Raw genomic sequence first — 16,851 nt, 5'->3', positions numbered from 1 at the left:
TCTCATGTCCGCTTCAACTCCTCATGCAGTTCGTGCAGCGCCCACACCGGGCCGCTGCCGCGATAATCCAGAGAATGCAGCAGGGCCTTCGCACCGGCAATGGTGGTCGAATAGGTCACCCGCTGCTGCAGCGCCTCGCGGCGGATCGAGAACGAGTCCGCGATCGCCTGGCGCCCTTCGGTGGTGTTGACGATGTAGGCGATCTCGCCGTTCTTGATCAGGTCGACGATGTGCGGCCGGCCTTCGGCGACCTTGTTGACCTGCTCGCAGTCGAAGCCGTTGGCGCGCAGCCAGCTGGCCGTGCCCGAGGTCGCGACCAGCGTGAAGCCGTGTCCCACCAGCGCGCGCGCCACCGGCAGCACGCGCTTCTTGTCCGGATCGCGCACCGAGACGAAGGCCTTGCCCGGCTGCGGCGCGCGGATGCCCGCGGCCTCCTGCGCGCGCGCGAAGGCCGCGCCGAAGTCGCGCCCCACGCCCATCACCTCGCCGGTGGAGCGCATTTCCGGGCCCAGGATCGGATCCACGCCCTGGAACTTGGCGAAGGGGAAGATCGCCTCCTTCACCGAGTAGTACCCAGGCACCACTTCCTCGACCGCGCCCTGCTCGGCCAGCGTGCGGCCCGCCATGCAGCGCGCCGCGATCTTGGCCAGCGGCACGCCGGTGGCCTTGGACACGAAGGGCACGGTGCGCGAGGCGCGCGGATTGACCTCGAGCAGGAAGATCGTGTCCTCGCCCTCGTCGCTGGTCTGCACCGCGAACTGGGTGTTCATCAGGCCCACGACCTTGAGCTCGCGGGCGAGCGCGGCCACCTGCTCGCGCAGGCGCGCCTTGGTGTCGTCCGACAGCGAGTACGGCGGCAGCGAGCAGGACGAGTCGCCCGAATGCACGCCGGCCTCTTCGATGTGCTCCATCAGCCCGCCCACCAGCACCTGGCCGTCGGCGTCGGCGATGACGTCGATGTCGACCTCGATCGCGTTGTCGAGGAAGCGGTCCAGCAGCACCGGCGAATCGTTCGACACCTTCACCGCCTCGCGCATGTAGCGCTCGAGGTCGGCATCGGCGTGCACCACTTCCATCGCGCGGCCGCCGAGCACGTAGCTCGGGCGCACCACCAGCGGATAGCCGACCTCGCGCGCCAGCACCAGGGCTTCCTCCGCGCTGCGCGCGGTGCGGTTGGGGGGCTGCTTCAGCCCCAGGCCGTCGACCAGCTTCTGGAAGCGCTCGCGGTCCTCGGCAAGGTCGATCGAATCCGGCGAGGTGCCGATGATCGGCACGCCGTTGGCTTCGAGCGCGCGCGCGAGCTTGAGCGGCGTCTGGCCGCCGTAGTGCACGATCACGCCCTTGGGCTTCTCGAGCTCGACGATCTCCAGCACGTCTTCCAGGGTCACCGGCTCGAAGTACAGGCGGTCGGAAGTGTCGTAGTCGGTGGACACGGTTTCCGGGTTGCAGTTGACCATGATGGTCTCGTACCCGTCCTCGCGCAGGGCGAGCGCCGCGTGCACGCAGCAGTAGTCGAACTCGATGCCCTGGCCGATGCGGTTGGGACCGCCGCCAAGCACCATGATCTTGTCGCGGCCGGTGGGTTCGGCCTCGCACTCTTCCTCGTAGGTCGAGTAGAGATAGGCGGTGGTCGTCGCGAACTCCGCGGCGCAGGAATCCACGCGCTTGTAGACCGGCCGGATGCCGAAGGCGCGGCGCAGCGCGCGCACGGCCTTCTCCTCGACCCCGACCAGCTGCGCCAGGCGCGCATCCGAGAAGCCCATGCGCTTGAGTTCGCGCAGGCGCACGGCGTCGAGCGCATCGACGCCCGCGGCCTCGACCTCGCGCTCGGCGGCGACGATGTCCTCGATCTGGTCGAGGAACCAGGGATCGATCCACGACAGCGCGAACACCTCGTCCACGGTCATGCCGGCGCGGAAGGCGTCGGCGACGTGGAACAGGCGATCGGGCTTGGGTTCGCGCAGTTCGCGCCGCAGCGCGGCCAGGCCATCGTCGGACTCGAGGTCCAGCCCCGTGGGGTCGAGACCGACCTTGCCGGTCTCGAGGCCACGCAGGGCCTTCTGCAGCGACTCCTGGAAGCTGCGGCCGATCGCCATCACCTCGCCCACCGACTTCATCTGGGTGGTCAGGCGCGAATCGGCCTGCGGAAACTTTTCGAAGGCGAAGCGCGGGATCTTGGTGACGACGTAGTCGATCGAGGGCTCGAACGAGGCCGGGGTACGGCCGCCGGTGATCTCGTTCTTCAGCTCGTCGAGGGTGTAGCCGATCGCGAGCTTGGCCGCGACCTTGGCGATCGGGAAGCCGGTAGCCTTCGACGCCAGCGCCGACGAGCGCGACACGCGCGGGTTCATCTCGATCACCACCACGCGCCCGGTCTCGGCGTTGATGCCGAACTGCACGTTGGAGCCGCCGGTGTCGACGCCGATCTTGCGCAGCACGTCGATGGACGCCTGGCGCAGGCGCTGGTACTCGCGGTCGGTCAGGGTCTGCGCCGGCGCGACCGTGATCGAGTCACCGGTGTGCACGCCCATGGCATCGAGGTTCTCGATCGAGCAGACGATGATGCAGTTGTCCGCGGTATCACGGACCACTTCCATCTCGAACTCCTTCCAGCCCAGCACCGACTCCTCGACCAGGATCTCGCCCACCGGCGACAGCTCCAGGCCGCGCTTGGCGATCTCCTCGAACTCCTCGCGGTTGTAGGCGATGCCGCCGCCGCTGCCGCCGAGGGTGAAGCTCGGGCGGATGATGGTGGGATAGCCGACCTTGGCCTGGATCTCGACCGCCTGCTCGAAGGTCTTCGCCACTTCGGCCTTGGGGCACTCCAGTCCGATCTCGCCCATCGCCACGCGGAACAGCTCGCGGTCCTCGGCCATCATGATGGCCTCGCGCTTCGCGCCGATCAGCTCGACGCCATACTTCTCGAGCACGCCGTTGTCGGCGAGATCCAGCGCGCAGTTGAGCGCGGTCTGGCCACCCATGGTCGGCAGCAGCGCGTCGGGGCGCTCCTTCTCGATGATCTTCTCGACCATCTGCCAGGTGATCGGCTCGATGTAGACCGCGTCCGCCGTGTCCGGGTCGGTCATGATCGTGGCGGGGTTGGAATTCACCAGCACCACGCGGTAGCCCTCCTCGCGCAGCGCCTTGCAGGCCTGCGCGCCGGAGTAGTCGAACTCGCAGGCCTGGCCGATGACGATCGGGCCGGCGCCGATGATGAGGATGGTCTTGAGGTCGGTGCGCCTGGGCATCAGTGCTGCGCCTCCATCAGCGCGACGAAGCGGTCGAAGAGCGGGGTCACGTCCTGCGGGCCGGGCGCGGCTTCCGGGTGGCCCTGGAAGCTGAAGGCCGGCGCGTCGGTGAGCGCGATGCCCTGGTTGGTGCCGTCGAACAGCGAGCGGTGGGTCACGCGCACGGTATCGGGCAGCGTGGCCTCGTCGATCGCAAAGCCATGGTTCTGCGAGGTGATCATCACCCGGCCGGTCTCCAGGTCCTGCACCGGATGGTTGGCGCCGTGGTGGCCGTTGGCCATCTTCAGCGTGCGCGCGCCCACGGCCAGGCCCAGCAGCTGGTGGCCCAGGCAGATGCCGAAAGTCGGCACCTTCGCGGCCAGCACGTCGCGGATCGCCTCGATCGCGTAGTCGCAGGGCTCCGGATCGCCGGGACCGTTGGACAGGAACACCCCGTCGGGCTTCAGCGCCAGCACCTCGGCGGCGCTGGTGCGCGCGGGCACCACGGTGACGTCGCAGCCGCGGTCGGCCAGCATGCGCAGGATGTTGCGCTTCACGCCGTAGTCCCACGCCACCACGCGGAAGCGCGGCGCCACGGTACGGAAGGTGCCGGCGTCGAGGTCGAGGTCGCCCTCGTTCCACTGGTAGCGGCTGTCGGTGCTGACCACCTGGGCCAGGTCCATGCCCTTGAGGCCGGGGAACTTGCGCGCGGCCTCGATGGCCCGGTCGACGTCGATGTCGCCGGCCATCACCGCGCCGTTCTGCGAGCCGCGCTCGCGCAGCAGGCGGGTCAGGCGGCGGGTGTCGATGCCGGCGATCGCGACCACGCCGCGATCGGCCAGCCACTCGGGGAGCGCGGCGCGGCTGCGCCAGCTGCTCGGCCGGCGCGGCACGTCGCGCACCACCAGGCCCGCCGACCAGACCCGGCCGGACTCGTCGTCCTGGCCGGTGCAGCCGGTGTTGCCGATGTGGGGATAGGTCAGGGTCACGATCTGCCGCGCGTACGAGGGGTCGGTCAGGACCTCCTGGTAGCCGGTCATCGCGGTGTTGAACACGACTTCGCCGACCGAAAGGCCGGGCGCGCCTACGGATACGCCTGCGAAGACGGTGCCGTCTTCGAGCGCGAGGATTGCGGGTGATGTCACTGGCGGTCGCCTACGTGGGGTTGCAAGACACCGCCGGCCCGGCAGCGGCCGGCCCGGAGGCAAGAGGATCAGGCGAGCGGGAATGATACCGGCGAGCGTCCCGCTGCGCCAGCGCGAGGGCGGCCTGCGGGCCCGTCAGAGCAGGTCGCGCAGGCGCCAGGCCCCCGGCTGCCGGCCGCGCAGCCGCGAAGCCGCGTGCAGGGCGCCGCGCGCGAACACGTCGCGGTTGGTGGCGCGGTGGATCAGCTCGATCCGCTCCCCGGCCGCGGTGAGCTGGACCAGGTGCTCGCCGACCACGTCGCCGGCGCGCAGGCTGGCGTAGCGCGGCGTGGCGCCGCCACGTGCGGCCGCGGCCCCCAGCGCCAGCGCGGTGCCGGAGGGCGCGTCCTGCTTGTTCACGTGGTGGGTCTCGACGATGTCGCAGTCCCAGCCGTCGAGCGCCGACGCGGCGCGCTCGACCAGTTCCTCCAGCACGGCGACCCCGAGGCTGAAATTCGCCGCCCAGAGCAGCGGGATCTCGCCGGCGGCCTCGGCCATGGCCTGGCGCTGGGCATCCGACAGCCCGGTCGTTCCGGAAACCAGCCCCGCCCTGCGCTGGCGGCACAGCGCCAGCAGCGGACTGAAACCCTCCGGCAGGCTGAAGTCGATGGCGACATCGAACGCGGGCACGCCCGCCAGCTCGCTGGCCGCGAACTGCGGCACGCCGTCGACCACGCGCTGCGCGGGACGCCGCGAGACCGCGGCCACCACCGTGCAGGCGACGACGCCATCGGCGCACAGCCGCAGCAGCGCCCGCCCCATGCGGCCGCTGGCACCGTGGATCAGGAGTTTGACGGAATCGGCCATGCACCAAGGCTAGCGACGCGCCCGGGCGGCCACAAGCCGCTCAGGACGTCATCCGTTCCCAGAAGCCCTTCACCCCGTCGACGAAGGTGCTCGACTTGGGCGAATGGCGGCGCGCGCCCTCGCCGATGAAGGTGGCCTCGAACTGCTCCAGCAGTTCGCGCTGCTCCGTGGTCAGGTTGACCGGGGTCTCCAGCACGACCTTGCAGTAGAGGTCGCCCTGCGTCCGGCTGCGCACCGACTTGACGCCCTTGTCGCGCAGGCGGAAGACCCGGCCGGTCTGGGTCTCGGCCGGGATGCGGATCTCGGCTTCGCCGCCGAGGGTCGGCACGCGCACGGTGTCGCCCAGTGCCGCCTGGGAGATGCGGATCGGCACTTCGCAATGCAGGTCGTCGCCGTCGCGCTCGAAGATCGGGTGCGGGCGCACGCGGACTTCGACGTAGAGGTCGCCCGGCTGGGTGCCGGACGGGCCGGCCTCGCCCTCGCCGGACAGGCGGATGCGGTCGCCGTTGTCGACGCCGGCAGGAACCTTCACCTGCAGCACCTTCTCCTCTTCCACGCGGCCGTTGCCGCGGCAGGAGGGGCACGGGCTCTTGAAGGTCTTGCCGCGCCCGTGGCACGAGGGGCACGGCTGCTGCATCGAGAAGATGCCGCGCTGGAACCGCACCTGGCCGTGGCCATGGCAGGTGTCGCAGGTCTCGAGCTGGCCGTCCTCGGAGCCGGTGCCCTTGCAGGGCTCGCACTCCACCAGCGTCGGCAGCTCGATGCGGCGCTCGACCCCACCGACGGCGTCCTCCAGGTCGAGCTCCATCACGTAGCCGACGTCGGCCCCGCGACGCGGGCCACGCGGACCGCCGCCCCCGCCGAAGATGTTGCCGAAGATGTCGCCGAAGATGTCGCCCATGTCCGCGCCGCCGAACCCGGGACCGGCGTTGCCGCCGCCCATGCCGTGCTCGAACGCGGCGTGGCCGTGCTGGTCGTACATGCGGCGCTTGCCGCCGTCGGAGAGGACCTCGTAGGCCTCCTTGCACTCCTTGAACGCGGCCTCGGCCTTGGCATCGCCGGGGTTGCGGTCAGGGTGGTGCTTCATCGCGCAGCGGCGATAGGCCTTCTTCAGTTCCTCCTCGCTGGCGCTGCGTGCAACGCCGAGGACTTCGTAATAGTCGCGCTTGCTCATCGATCAGGTCCGTGCTGCCTGGTGGACCCGCCGGTGTGCGGGGTCCGGATACGCGGCGGGAACCGGGTGTCGATTCCGGTCCCCGCCTCGGGTGTCGCGATCGCGGCCATGGCCGCTCCTACAATCGCCCGGGGAATCAGGCCTTGCGGTCGTCGTCCTTGACTTCGGTGAACTCGGCGTCGACCACGTCGTCGGCCTGGCCGGCGTCGGCCTGGCCGGGGCCCTCGCCCTCACCGCCCTGCCCGGCCGCTGCCGCCGCGGCGAACAGCGCCTGCGCGACCTCTTCCAGCGCCTTGGTCTTGGCCTCGATCTGGCCCTTGTCGTCGCCCTTCATCGCGGTCTCGACCTCGGCGATCGCGGACTCCACGCGGCCGATCACGTCACCGGGGACCTTGTCGCCGTTGTCCTTGATCGCGCTGCGGGTGCCGTGCACCAGCGCATCGGCCTGGTTGCGGGCGCCGACCAGCTCGTGGAACTTCTTGTCGTCCTCGCGGTGCGCCTCGGCGTCGGCGACCATCCGCTGGATCTCGTCGTCCGACAGGCCCGAACCGGCCTTGATCTCGACCTTCTGCTCCTTGCCGGTCTTCTTGTCCTTGGCGGTCACGTGCACGATGCCGTTGGCATCGATGTCGAACGACACTTCCACCTGCGGCATGCCGCGCGGCGCGGCGTCGATGCCGCTGAGGTCGAACTTGGCCAGCGACTTGTTGTAGCGGGCCTGTTCGCGCTCGCCCTGCAGCACGTGCACGGTGACCGCGGACTGGTTGTCCTCGGCGGTGGAGAAGGTCTGCGAAGCCTTGGTCGGGATCGTGGTGTTCTTCTCGATGATCTTGGTGAACACGCCACCCAGGGTCTCGATGCCGAGCGACAGCGGGGTCACGTCGAGGAGCAGCACGTCCTTGACGTCGCCGGCCAGCACGCCGCCCTGGACCGCGGCGCCGATGGCGACGGCCTCGTCGGGGTTCACGTCCTTGCGCGGCTCCTTGCCGAAGAACTCGGCCACGGCCTGCTGCACCTTGGGCATGCGGGTCTGGCCACCGACGAGGATCACCTCGTTGATGTCGCTGGCGCGCAGGCCGGCGTCGTTGAGCGCGACGCGGCAGGGCTCGATCGTCTTCTTGACCAGGTCCTCGACCAGCGCCTCGAGCTTGGCCCGGGTCAGCTTGATGTTGAGGTGCTTGGGACCCGAGGCGTCGGCGGTCACGTAGGGCAGGTTCACTTCCGTCTGCTGGGCGCTGGAGAGCTCGATCTTGGCGCGCTCCGCGGCGTCCTTCAGGCGCTGCAGGGCCAGCGGATCCTTGCGCAGGTCGAGCCCGGAGTCCTTCTGGAATTCCTCGACCAGGTAGTCGATGACGCGCTTGTCGAAGTCCTCGCCGCCCAGGAAGGTGTCGCCGTTGGTGGCCAGCACCTCGAACTGCTTCTCGCCGTCGACTTCGGCGATCTCGATGATCGACATGTCGAAGGTGCCGCCGCCAAGGTCGTACACGGCGATCTTGCGGTCGCCGCCGTCCTTGTCCAGGCCATAGGCCAGTGCGGCCGCGGTGGGTTCGTTGATGATGCGCTTGACGTCGAGCCCGGCGATGCGGCCGGCGTCCTTGGTCGCCTGGCGCTGCGAGTCGTTGAAGTACGCCGGCACCGTGATCACGGCCTCGGTGACCTTCTCGCCCAGGTAGTCCTCGGCGGTCTTCTTCATCTTCTCGAGGATGCGCGCGGAGACTTCCTGCGCCGACAGGTTCTTGCCGTCGCTGGTCTGTACCCAGGCGTCGCCGTTGTCGTGCGCGACGATCGCGTACGGCACCAGGCCCAGGTCCTTCTTGACCTCGGCGTCGGTGAACTTGCGGCCGATGAGGCGCTTCACCGCGTAGAAGGTGTTCTTCGGGTTGGTGACGGCCTGGCGCTTGGCCGACGCGCCGACCAGCACTTCGCCGTCCTTGGTGTAGGCGACGACGGACGGCGTGGTGCGGTCGCCCTCGCTGTTCTCGATGACGCGGGCCTTGCCGCCGTCCATGATCGCCACGCACGAATTGGTCGTGCCCAGGTCGATGCCGATGATCTTTGCCATGGGTCTCTAGCCTCTTGGATCTTGGTCTGGGGAGCGGCCGCGCCGCCGATGACTGCTATCTGGGGATGACGGCGGCGCCTTCAAGCGCCGCGCACCATCCGGGAAGGCCTTGCTTCAGTCGGAACTGGCCACGGCCACCATGGCCGGGCGCAGCAGCTGCTCGTTGAGCCGGTAGCCCTTCTGGAACAGCTGGGCCACCGCGCCGGCCTCGACACCCGCCGCCTCCACCACGCTCATGGCCTGGTGCAGCTCGGGATTGAACGCATCGCCCGCGGCCGGGGCGATCTGCACCAGGCCCTGGTTGCCGGTGACCCGGCGCAGCTCGCGGAGCGTCAGCTCGACGCCATCGTGCAGCGGCCCGGAGCCGCCGGCGGCGACGAGGGCGGCGTCCAGGCTGTCGAACACCGGCAGCAGGTCGCCCAGGAGCTGCTTGTTGGCGAAGCGACAGGCGTTCTGCACGTCGCGCTCCATCCGCCGGCGCTGGTTCTCGAGGTCGGCGCGGTCCACCAGGGACTGCGCGCGCACCTGCTCGAGCTCGGCGCGGAGGGTTTCGATCACGTCTTCCAGCGGAAGGTCGTCTGCGGGCGCCTCGGCGGCGTGGTCGGGCGTCTGTTCGGTGGTCATCGCTCTCGTGGGTCCGGAATGGCTCGGTCCGGACTGAGTGGGGATGCCGCGTCGGGATTCAAGGCGGCGCCGAGCGCCTCGGCGGTCGCCTGCACTACCGGGATGACCCGGTCGTAGGCCATCCGGGTCGGCCCGATCACCCCGAGCACGCCCAGCACGCGGCCACCGGCGCCGTAGGGCGCGGTCACCAGCGACATCCCCGCCAGCGGCGCGACCCCGGTTTCCTCGCCGAAGAACACCCGCACGCCCTGGGCCTTCACCGTGCGCTCGAGGAGCTGCAGGATCTCGCGCTTTTCCGAAAACGCCTCGAACAGCTCGCGCAGGCGGTCGAGGTCGGCCAGGTCCTGCAGCCCCAGCAGCCGGGCCTGGCCGGCCACCACCATGTCCTCGCCGGCGGGCGCCAGCGCCTGCTCGGCGAGCTCGGTGGTGGCGCGCAGCAGCCCCTCGAGCTCGCTGCGCGCGCTCTTCAGCTCGCGCAGCAGGCCGGCGCGGATGGCCGGCAGCGGCTGCCCGGCGAAGTTCGCGTTGAGGTAGTTGGCGACCCGCTCGAGCTCGGCGCCATCGTAGGCGCGGCGGGTCTGGACGATGCGGTTCTGCACTTCGTTGTCGGCGAAGACCACGATCGCCATCACCCGCTGACCATCCAGGGGCACGAAGTCGATCTGGCGGAAGGCGAACTGCTCGCGGCCCGGCACGCTGACCACGCCGACGAAGCGGGTCATCGCCGAGACCAGCTCCGAGGCATTGCCCAGCAGCGACTGGGTGCCGCCGCCGGGCGCCAGGCCGCCACGCAGGCGGTCGAACTCGGCGTCCTCGAGCGGGCTGAGCTGCAGCAGCGAGTCGACGAAGACCCGGTAGCCGCGTGCGGTGGGCACGCGCCCGGCGGAGGTATGCGGTGCCGACAGCAGGCCGACCTCCTCGAGGTCGGACAGGATGTTGCGGATCGTCGCCGGACTGACGTCCAGTCCGGCATGGCGCGCCAGGGTCTGCGAACCGACCGGCTCGCCGTCGCGGATATGGCGCGCGATGAGGGTGCGCAGCAGCTGGCGGCTGCGTGCATCGAGGGGATCGTCAGGGCGTCGGGACATGCCGCGGGTATACGTCCGCCGGGCGCCCGTCGCAAGCGGCGAGATTCGCCGATGACAGGCTGCGCGTCTCCGCGGCACAATTCGCACGCCATGCTCAAGCGCCTGTCGATCAAGGATTTCGCCGTCGTCTCCGCCACCGAACTGGAATTCGGGCCGGGACTCACGGTCGTGTCCGGCGAGACCGGCGCCGGCAAGTCGCTGATCGTCGACGCGCTGGGCTTCCTGTCCGGGCTGCGCGCCGACAGCGGCATGGTCCGCCATGGCGCGCAGCGCGCCGAACTCGACGCCGAGTTCACGCTCGACGACTCACCCGCGGCGCTGGGCTGGCTGCGCGAGCAGGAATTCGACGACGGCGCCGCCTGCCAGCTGCGGCGCACCCTGCGCGCCGACGGCGGCTCGCGGGCCTGGATCAACGGCCGTCCGGCCACCCTCTCCCAGCTGGGCGCGCTGGCCGCGCTGCTGGTGGAGATCCACGGCCAGCACGAACACCAGGCCCTGCTGTCGCGCGGCAGCCAGCTGGCCCTGCTCGATGCCTACGGCCGCCACGAGGCGGAACTGGCGGCCGTCGCGCAGGCGGCACGCGCCTGGTCGGCGCTGCTGCGCGAGCACGAGCGCCTCAACGCGGCCGGCGACGTCTCGGACCGGATCGACTTCCTGGGCCACCAGCTCGGCGAGCTGGAGCGCGAGGCGCTGGAGCCGGACTCGATCGCCGAGCTGGTGGTCGCGCACCGGCGCCAGGCGCATGGCGCCGAGCTCGTGGAGGCCTGCGACGCCGCGCTCGAACGCCTGGGCGGCGACAGCGACGCCCTGCCCGCCGCGGTGCAGCAGCTGCGCGCCCTGCTCGGGCGCATGCGCGCGCACGAGGCACGGCTCGGGGACGTGGACGCCCTGCTCGAGGGCGCCGCGATCCAGCTTGACGAGGCCGCGGTGCTGCTCGACCGCATCCGCGCCGACCTCGACATCGATCCCGCGCGGATGCAGGCGCACGACGCGCGGCTTTCGCGCCTGCACGAACTCTCGCGCAAGCATCGGGTGCCGGTCGAGGACCTGGCGAGCCACCGCGATGCGCTGGCCGCGGAACTCGAGATGCTGGCCACTTCCGCCAGGCGGCTGGAAGGCCTGGGCGCCGAGATCACCGGCGCGGCGGCGGCGTGGCGCACGGCCGCGGCGAAGCTCGGCAAGGCTCGCGCCCGGGCCGCGACCGCGCTGGGCAAGGCGACCACCGCCCTGGTGGGCGAGCTGGGCATGGGCGGGGGCCGCTTCGAGATCGCGCTCGAACCCATCGCGGCCGACGCACCCGACGCGCAGGGCGCCGAGCGCGCCGAGTTCCTGGTCACCGCCAACGCCGGCCAGCCACCGCGCCCGCTGCGCAAGGTCGCCTCGGGCGGCGAGCTCTCGCGCATCTCGCTGGCGATCGAAGTCGCCGCGCTCGGCCTGGACGCGGTCCAGACCATGGTCTTCGACGAGGTCGACTCGGGCATCGGCGGCAACGTCGCCGGCATCGTCGGGCGCAAGCTGCGCGACCTGGGCAGTCGCCGCCAGGTGCTCTGCGTGACCCACCTGCCGCAGGTCGCGGCCCAGGGCCACGCGCATTACCGGGTGAGCAAGGCCGAGCGTGCGGACATGACCCAGAGCGCGGTGCGCCTGCTCGACGACGCCGGCCGCCAGGAGGAGCTGGCGCGGATGCTGGGCGGGATCGAGGTCAGCAGCGAGGCGCGGGCCGCAGCCAGGCGCCTGCTGAGCGAGGCGGAGGGGTCGCCGGTCGCCTGAGGCCGGACTCAGCGCTTCTTGCGGACGTAGAGCACCAGCGAGTGCTCCTCGAGGATGTAGCCGTACTTCTCGGCCACCGCGTGCTGCAGCGCCTCGATTTCGGGGCTTTCGAACTCGATGATCCGGCCGGTGTCGACCTCGACCATGTGGTCGTGGTGGCCACCGCGGTCGATCTCGTAGACGGCCGTGCCGCCTTCGAAGTTGTGCTTGAGCACCAGGCCCGCGGCCTCGAACTGGGTCAGCACGCGGTAGACCGTCGCCAGGCCGATCTCGTCGCCGGAATCCAGCAGCTGGCGATAGATCTCCTCGGCCGTCATGTGGTGGCGCGAGGACTCCTGCTCGAGCAGCTGCAGGATGCGCATGCGCGGATGGGTGACCTTCAGTCCGGCCCTGCGCAACTCGTTGGTTTCCATGCGTCTCCCGTCAGTGAGGCGGTTGGGGGGCGCCAGCCGCCGTCGACCGGTTGCCGTGGCCCGGCGAGTGTATCATCGCGGCATGTCCGCCCCGACCTGGTTCCCGATGCACAAGCTGATCGTCACCGCCCTCGCCGCCTGCCTCACCGCGGGCTGCGGAATCATCTACAAGCAGCCGGTCTACCAGGGCACGCTGATCTCGCCGACCAACGTCGAGCAGCTGCAGGTGGGCATGAGCCGCCAGCAGGTCGAGGCGCTGCTGGGCACGCCGTCGATCCAGGATCCGTTCCACCAGAACCGCTGGGACTACACCGCCACCGAGCGCGTGGGCCGCGGCTCGAAGACCGAGAAGCGCAACTTCGTCGTGCATTTCGAAGGCGACTCGGTGGCCCGTTGGGAAGGCGACTATTTCCCCGAGCGCAACCAGCAGCTGATCCAGGACGTGCGCCGCCAGTTCGGCCCCAACCTCGCCCGCCCGGCCAAGCGCGGCGCCGGACGCTAGTCCGCGTCAGCGCGCACCGCGGGCGGCCCTGCGCCGGCGCGCATCCTTGGGATCGACCTGCAGCGGCCGCAGCAGTTCCACGCGGTCACCGTCGCCGAGCCGGGTCTCCTCGCCGGCGCGCACGCCGAACACCGCATAGCCGTCGACGCCGGCGAGCGGCAGTCCGCTCGCGGCCACCGCCTCGCCGAGCGTGGCATCGGCATCCAGCTCGACCACGACGGCGCGGTGCGCGCGCGGCAGTGCCAGCACCACCTCCACGCGCATGGCTCAGTCCGCCGCGTCGGCCACGCGCACGAAATCGTCGACCATGCGGTCGGCCAGCCCCTGCAGCCCGAGCTTCAGCGCGGGCACCAGCAACCGGCTGCGCGGCTCGAAATCGAGGACCAGGGTGACCTTGCAGGCCGACTCGTCGAGCGCGTGGAAATCCCAGCGCCCTTCGAGCCTGCGGAACGGACCGTCACGCAGCGCCATGTCGATGCGGTGCGGCGGCTGCAGCCGGTTCTCGGTGGTGAACCAGGTGCTGATGCCGCCGATGCCCAGTTCGAGCCGTCCCAGCACCCGATCCGGTCCCGCTTCGACCACTTCGGCACCGCTGCACCAGGCGAAGCGACGCGGATAGGCTTCGACGTCGTTGACCAGCTGGAACATCCGCGCGGCGGAGTGCTCGACCAGTGCGGACCGGGTGATCGTGGGCATGGGCGGTGTGGGAGAATGGCGCGATGGGCAAGAACGCAAAGGATAAGGGAAAGGCCAGGGACGGGGGCACGATCGCGCTCAACAAGCGCGCGCGCTACGAGTACGCGCTCGGCGAGCGCTACGAGGCGGGCCTTGCCCTGCAGGGCTGGGAGCTGAAATCGATCCGTGCCGGCCGCGCCAACATCGGCGAAAGCTACGCCGTGGTCCGCGGCGGCGAGCTGTTCCTGTTCGGTGCCCAGGTCACGCCGCTGATCCAGGCCTCGACCCACGTGGTCGCCGAGGAGCGGCGCACGCGCAAACTGCTGCTGCACCGGCACGAGATCGACAAGCTGGTCGGCCTGGTGCAGCGCGAGGGTTACACCATCGTGCCCACCGCGCTCTACTGGAAGGGCAACAAGGTCAAGGCCGAGATCGCCCTGGCCAAGGGCAAGCAGGACCACGACAAGCGCGACGTCGCCAAGGACCGCGACTGGCAGCGCGACAAGCAGCGCGTGATGCGCCGCCACAACCGCGACGCCTGAGCCCTGCGCTAGCCCGGATCGTCGGGCAGCGTGAAGCGGAAACGCGCGCCCTGCCCCGGCACGCCGGCGCCGGTGATGGTGCCGCCATGGCGTTCGATGATGCGCTTGACCGAGGCCAGGCCGATGCCTTCGCCGCTGAACGCGTCGGCCGCGTGCAGGCGCTGGAACGGCCGGAACAGTTTGTTGGCATAGGCCTGGTCGAAGCCGACGCCGTTGTCGGCGATCTCGAACCAGTCGTGCCCGCCCTCCGACACCCGGTGGAATCCGATGCGCGCGCCGGTGGCGTCGCGGGTGAACTTCCAGGCGTTCGCCAACAGGTTCCCCAGCAGGTTGCGCACCAGCGCGCTGTCGCCCGACGCGTGCAGCCCCGGCTCGATCCGGACATCGACCTCGCGCCCCGGCTCGGCCTGTCGGAGCTCGGCGACGAGGTCGTCAGCCATCGCCGAAAGATCCAGCGGCTCGCGCTTCAGCTCACCGCGCGAGACGCGCGACATCTTCAGCAGTGCATCGATCAGCTCGCCCATGCGCGCGGTGGCGGCGCGCACGCGGGCGATGTAGGCGCGGCCGGTTTCGTCGAAGGCGTCGCCATGGCGGTCGACGACCATGCGGCTGAAACCGTCGATGGCGCGCAGCGGGGCGCGCAGGTCGTGCGAGATGGTGTACGCGAACGACTCCAGCTCCTCGTTGGCGCGCGTCAGCTCGCGCGTGCGAAGCACGACGCGCGCCTCGAGGGTGCGGTTGAGCGCCAGCACCCGGGCCTCGGCGCGCAGGCGGTCGCTGATGTCCTCGACCTGCACCAGGCTGGCGATGCCCTGGCCCTCCTCGCCCGGCACCTGGGCATAGGTCAGGTGCACGTGGCGCAGGTCGCCGTCTTCCCGGCGCAGTTCGCGGGTGACGCGGTAGGCGCTGCCGGTGGCTTCGCGCGCGCGCGTTTCCGCCGCGCTGTCGAAGCCGGTGAACAGACCTTCGAAGTCACGGCCCAGCAGCTCTTCCGGCGAAGCGCGCAGGATGTTGGCCAGGGCCAGGTTGCTGTCGATGATCCGGCCGTCGCGATCCAGCAGGGCCTTGCCGATCGCCGAGAAGCGCATCGCCGCGCGGAAGCGCTGCTCGCTGCGCCGGTAGGACTCGCTCATGCGCACCGCGATCTGCTGCGCGCGCGACTGGGTCCGCGCCAGGATCATCGCCAGCGCGAACAGCAGCAGGGACGCCAGCATGCCGACGTAGATGGTTCCCGTCGGCCCGAGCAGGCCGGCATCGTCGTCCGGCCCCGGATCCTGGTGGAAGTCCAGTCGCCAGCGTCGGCCGTAGACCTCCTCGACCACGCTGTGGCTCGCGCCCTCGACCGTGCCGGCGGCAGGCGCGGCGCCGTCGACCGGGAAGACCGGCAGTTCGGCCTCCGTGGCCTCGACCGTGGGACCGTCGGCCTCGCCGATGTCGACGATCCGCATCGAAAAGCCTTCGCGGCCTTCCGGCAGCGCATTGGCGACGAAGAGGTCCAGGCGGAACGGCGCGCAGACCCAGCCCGCCAGCGCCGCCGTGCGCGCCGAGGCATTGGCCGGCACGATGCCGCTGCGGTACACCGGCGCATAGATCACCAGCCCGGGCCCCGCGCCCTGCTGCACCGCGGGCATCGGCGCGGTGATGCGTGCCGAGGCGCTGGCCCGCGCCGCCGACATCGCGGCCGCCTGCACCGGCTCGGTCAGCATGTCGAAGCCGACCGCGTCGGCCGTGGCGACGACCTGGGGCTCGAGCAGCACGATCGGCCCGTATTCCGCGCGCGCACCCGGCGGATCCACGCGGAACAGCAGGCGCGTGGCCTGGCGCTGTTCAAGCTGGAAATCCTGCAGCTGCGCCGGCGACATGGCGGCCGCATAGCAGAGGCCGAGCATCGCCGGGAAGCGCCTCGGAAGATCCAGGCCCTCGGCGTAATTGCGCCACTGGCGCGGACTGGGCCGGTCCACGGCGGCGAGCAGGGACACGCCGCCGCGGGTGATGAGCTCGTAGGTCAGCAGCTGCTGGCGCAGCCCGGCGACCACCTGCTCGGCCTCGACGGCCAGCCGCGCCTCGGCCAGCGCGCGTTCGCGGTTCCCGGCGCCCATCGCATAGATCACCACCAGGCTGAGCGAGGCGACCAGGACCAGGGTGGCCAGCATGTAGCCCTGGCGGGCCGGCATCGGTTCGCCGGCGGAGATGTCGTCGCGAGTGCTCATCCGCGGCCAGAATAGCGCGTGCGCCGCGCTTTGCCCCCGCGGGCGGGGCTGAACGCCGGTCTTCGTCCAACGTCGCGTCCCTTGCGGCCCGCCGATGCGCCCCTATACTGGGGACGTCAAGCGCGTTCTCTGCCACCCGGCAGACGCCAGCTGTCCCGGATACGGGGGTGTACTGGCTTCGACGGGGGTCGCGAAATCGCCTGGTGCATGCCGAGGGGGCAGCTTTCCTCGTAAATCCAGCGGCAAACTTCTAGTTGCCAACGACGACAACTACGCTCTCGCCGCTTAAGGCGTAAGCCCCGAACCCACTTGTGCCTGTGCTCGTGGATGTAGGGTCATTATCACGGGAATCCAGCCGCGGAGGTTGCCTGTCTTCCGCGGTTGAACTGACAGGCTGGTCATCCGGCGCGCTTCGCACACCGTGCTGCCGGGTGACGAGATCCAACGGTGGGCTAAGCATGTAGGGCCGGGGATGGAGTGCCTTCGGACGCGGGTTCAATTCCCGCCACCTCCACCAACGCAGGACCAGGAAGCCCGCCGCGATGCGGGCTTCCTGCTGTCCGGGCCCCGGAA

Annotated in this window: 14 protein-coding genes and 1 other RNA gene; 4 read left to right on the top strand and 11 right to left on the bottom strand. The window is 70.4% G+C overall.

Annotated features, from left to right (window positions below; all coding sequences use genetic code 11):
* Positions 1-2: 2 nt before the first annotated feature.
* The 7 genes from carB to hrcA all read right to left on the bottom strand — a co-directional run bounded on the left by carB (position 3) and on the right by hrcA (position 10,166).
* Positions 3-3,248: a carbamoyl-phosphate synthase large subunit gene (gene carB / locus JG616_RS00515; protein WP_199362023.1), complete on the bottom strand. Its 3,246-nt coding sequence runs from the start codon at positions 3,246-3,248 to the stop codon at positions 3-5.
* Positions 3,248-4,372, bottom strand: a complete 1,125-nt coding sequence (carA, locus tag JG616_RS00510) for a glutamine-hydrolyzing carbamoyl-phosphate synthase small subunit (RefSeq protein ID WP_199391354.1) — start codon at positions 4,370-4,372, stop codon at positions 3,248-3,250. The genes carB and carA overlap by 1 nt, the downstream gene beginning before the upstream one ends.
* A 135-nt stretch (positions 4,373-4,507) precedes the next feature.
* Entirely contained in the window at positions 4,508-5,218 is a 711-nt protein-coding gene (gene dapB / locus JG616_RS00505) for a 4-hydroxy-tetrahydrodipicolinate reductase (protein ID WP_199362021.1), read from the bottom strand.
* A 40-nt stretch (positions 5,219-5,258) separates the two neighbouring features.
* Positions 5,259-6,392, bottom strand: coding sequence for a molecular chaperone DnaJ (gene dnaJ / locus JG616_RS00500; protein ID WP_199362020.1), 1,134 nt, complete (start codon positions 6,390-6,392; stop codon positions 5,259-5,261).
* Positions 6,393-6,528: 136 nt separating this feature from the next.
* Positions 6,529-8,454 carry a molecular chaperone DnaK gene (gene dnaK, locus JG616_RS00495; protein WP_199391353.1) on the bottom strand — a complete coding sequence of 642 codons (1,926 nt, stop codon included), beginning with the start codon at positions 8,452-8,454 and terminating at the stop codon, positions 6,529-6,531.
* Positions 8,455-8,568: 114 nt separating this feature from the next.
* The gene (grpE, locus tag JG616_RS00490; protein ID WP_199391352.1) at positions 8,569-9,078 is read right to left on the bottom strand and encodes a nucleotide exchange factor GrpE; all 510 of its coding nucleotides are present in this window, start codon (positions 9,076-9,078) and stop codon (positions 8,569-8,571) included.
* Positions 9,075-10,166, bottom strand: coding sequence for a heat-inducible transcriptional repressor HrcA (hrcA, locus tag JG616_RS00485; RefSeq protein ID WP_199362017.1), 1,092 nt, complete (start codon positions 10,164-10,166; stop codon positions 9,075-9,077). Before hrcA ends, grpE begins: the two co-directional genes overlap by 4 nt.
* A 90-nt stretch (positions 10,167-10,256) precedes the next feature.
* Between hrcA and recN the strand changes: the two genes are divergently transcribed.
* Positions 10,257-11,936 carry a DNA repair protein RecN gene (recN, locus tag JG616_RS00480; RefSeq protein WP_199391351.1) on the top strand — a complete coding sequence of 560 codons (1,680 nt, stop codon included), beginning with the start codon at positions 10,257-10,259 and terminating at the stop codon, positions 11,934-11,936.
* An 8-nt stretch (positions 11,937-11,944) separates the two neighbouring features.
* Here recN and fur read toward each other — a convergent pair whose 3' ends face one another.
* Positions 11,945-12,349 carry a ferric iron uptake transcriptional regulator gene (fur, locus tag JG616_RS00475; protein ID WP_199362015.1) on the bottom strand — a complete coding sequence of 135 codons (405 nt, stop codon included), beginning with the start codon at positions 12,347-12,349 and terminating at the stop codon, positions 11,945-11,947.
* Between the two features lie 106 nt (positions 12,350-12,455).
* On the opposite strand from fur, the gene bamE reads away from it, so the two are divergent.
* Positions 12,456-12,851 (top strand): outer membrane protein assembly factor BamE, encoded by a 396-nt coding sequence (bamE, locus tag JG616_RS00470; protein WP_199391919.1) that lies wholly within the window; start codon positions 12,456-12,458, stop codon positions 12,849-12,851.
* Positions 12,852-12,857: 6 nt separating this feature from the next.
* Here the strand turns inward: bamE and JG616_RS00465 are convergent, their stop codons facing one another.
* Together JG616_RS00465 and JG616_RS00460 are read right to left on the bottom strand one after the other, a co-directional pair.
* The gene (locus tag JG616_RS00465) at positions 12,858-13,115 is read right to left on the bottom strand and encodes an RnfH family protein (protein ID WP_199391350.1); all 258 of its coding nucleotides are present in this window, start codon (positions 13,113-13,115) and stop codon (positions 12,858-12,860) included.
* A 3-nt stretch (positions 13,116-13,118) separates the two neighbouring features.
* Positions 13,119-13,547: a type II toxin-antitoxin system RatA family toxin gene (locus tag JG616_RS00460; protein ID WP_199362013.1), complete on the bottom strand. Its 429-nt coding sequence runs from the start codon at positions 13,545-13,547 to the stop codon at positions 13,119-13,121.
* 23 nt (positions 13,548-13,570) lie between these two features.
* Between JG616_RS00460 and smpB the strand changes: the two genes are divergently transcribed.
* On the top strand, positions 13,571-14,068 hold the full coding sequence (gene smpB, locus JG616_RS00455) for an SsrA-binding protein SmpB (protein WP_199391349.1): 498 nt from the start codon (positions 13,571-13,573) through the stop codon (positions 14,066-14,068).
* A gap of 8 nt (positions 14,069-14,076) precedes the next feature.
* On the opposite strand, the gene JG616_RS00450 is transcribed toward smpB, so the two are convergent.
* Positions 14,077-16,278 carry a CHASE domain-containing protein gene (locus JG616_RS00450; protein WP_199391348.1) on the bottom strand — a complete coding sequence of 734 codons (2,202 nt, stop codon included), beginning with the start codon at positions 16,276-16,278 and terminating at the stop codon, positions 14,077-14,079.
* A 163-nt stretch (positions 16,279-16,441) separates the two neighbouring features.
* Between JG616_RS00450 and ssrA the strand changes: the two genes are divergently transcribed.
* Positions 16,442-16,795, top strand: a transfer-messenger RNA (tmRNA) gene (gene ssrA, locus JG616_RS00445).
* Positions 16,796-16,851: the final 56 nt, after the last annotated feature.

The sequence above is a fragment of the Luteimonas sp. MC1895 genome (genome assembly GCF_016457215.1).
In the GTDB taxonomy this organism is placed as follows: Bacteria; Pseudomonadota; Gammaproteobacteria; order Xanthomonadales; family Xanthomonadaceae; genus Luteimonas.
This window is presented reverse-complemented; position numbering and strand designations above follow the sequence as displayed.

Excerpts from the sequence above, each read along its gene's own strand:
- carB (WP_199362023.1), bottom strand. The coding sequence starts at position 3,248 with ATGCCCAGGCGCACCGACCTCAAGACCATCCTCATCATCGGCGCCGGC.
- JG616_RS00465 (WP_199391350.1), bottom strand. The coding sequence starts at position 13,115 with ATGCGCGTGGAGGTGGTGCTGGCACTGCCGCGCGCGCACCGCGCCGTC.
- dnaK (WP_199391353.1), bottom strand. The coding sequence starts at position 8,454 with ATGGCAAAGATCATCGGCATCGACCTGGGCACGACCAATTCGTGCGTG.
- hrcA (WP_199362017.1), bottom strand. The coding sequence starts at position 10,166 with ATGTCCCGACGCCCTGACGATCCCCTCGATGCACGCAGCCGCCAGCTG.
- recN (WP_199391351.1), top strand. The coding sequence starts at position 10,257 with ATGCTCAAGCGCCTGTCGATCAAGGATTTCGCCGTCGTCTCCGCCACC.
- grpE (WP_199391352.1), bottom strand. The coding sequence starts at position 9,078 with ATGACCACCGAACAGACGCCCGACCACGCCGCCGAGGCGCCCGCAGAC.
- JG616_RS00460 (WP_199362013.1), bottom strand. The coding sequence starts at position 13,547 with ATGCCCACGATCACCCGGTCCGCACTGGTCGAGCACTCCGCCGCGCGG.
- JG616_RS00450 (WP_199391348.1), bottom strand. The coding sequence starts at position 16,278 with ATGAGCACTCGCGACGACATCTCCGCCGGCGAACCGATGCCGGCCCGC.
- dapB (WP_199362021.1), bottom strand. The coding sequence starts at position 5,218 with ATGGCCGATTCCGTCAAACTCCTGATCCACGGTGCCAGCGGCCGCATG.
- dnaJ (WP_199362020.1), bottom strand. The coding sequence starts at position 6,392 with ATGAGCAAGCGCGACTATTACGAAGTCCTCGGCGTTGCACGCAGCGCC.
- smpB (WP_199391349.1), top strand. The coding sequence starts at position 13,571 with ATGGGCAAGAACGCAAAGGATAAGGGAAAGGCCAGGGACGGGGGCACG.
- fur (WP_199362015.1), bottom strand. The coding sequence starts at position 12,349 with ATGGAAACCAACGAGTTGCGCAGGGCCGGACTGAAGGTCACCCATCCG.
- bamE (WP_199391919.1), top strand. The coding sequence starts at position 12,456 with ATGCACAAGCTGATCGTCACCGCCCTCGCCGCCTGCCTCACCGCGGGC.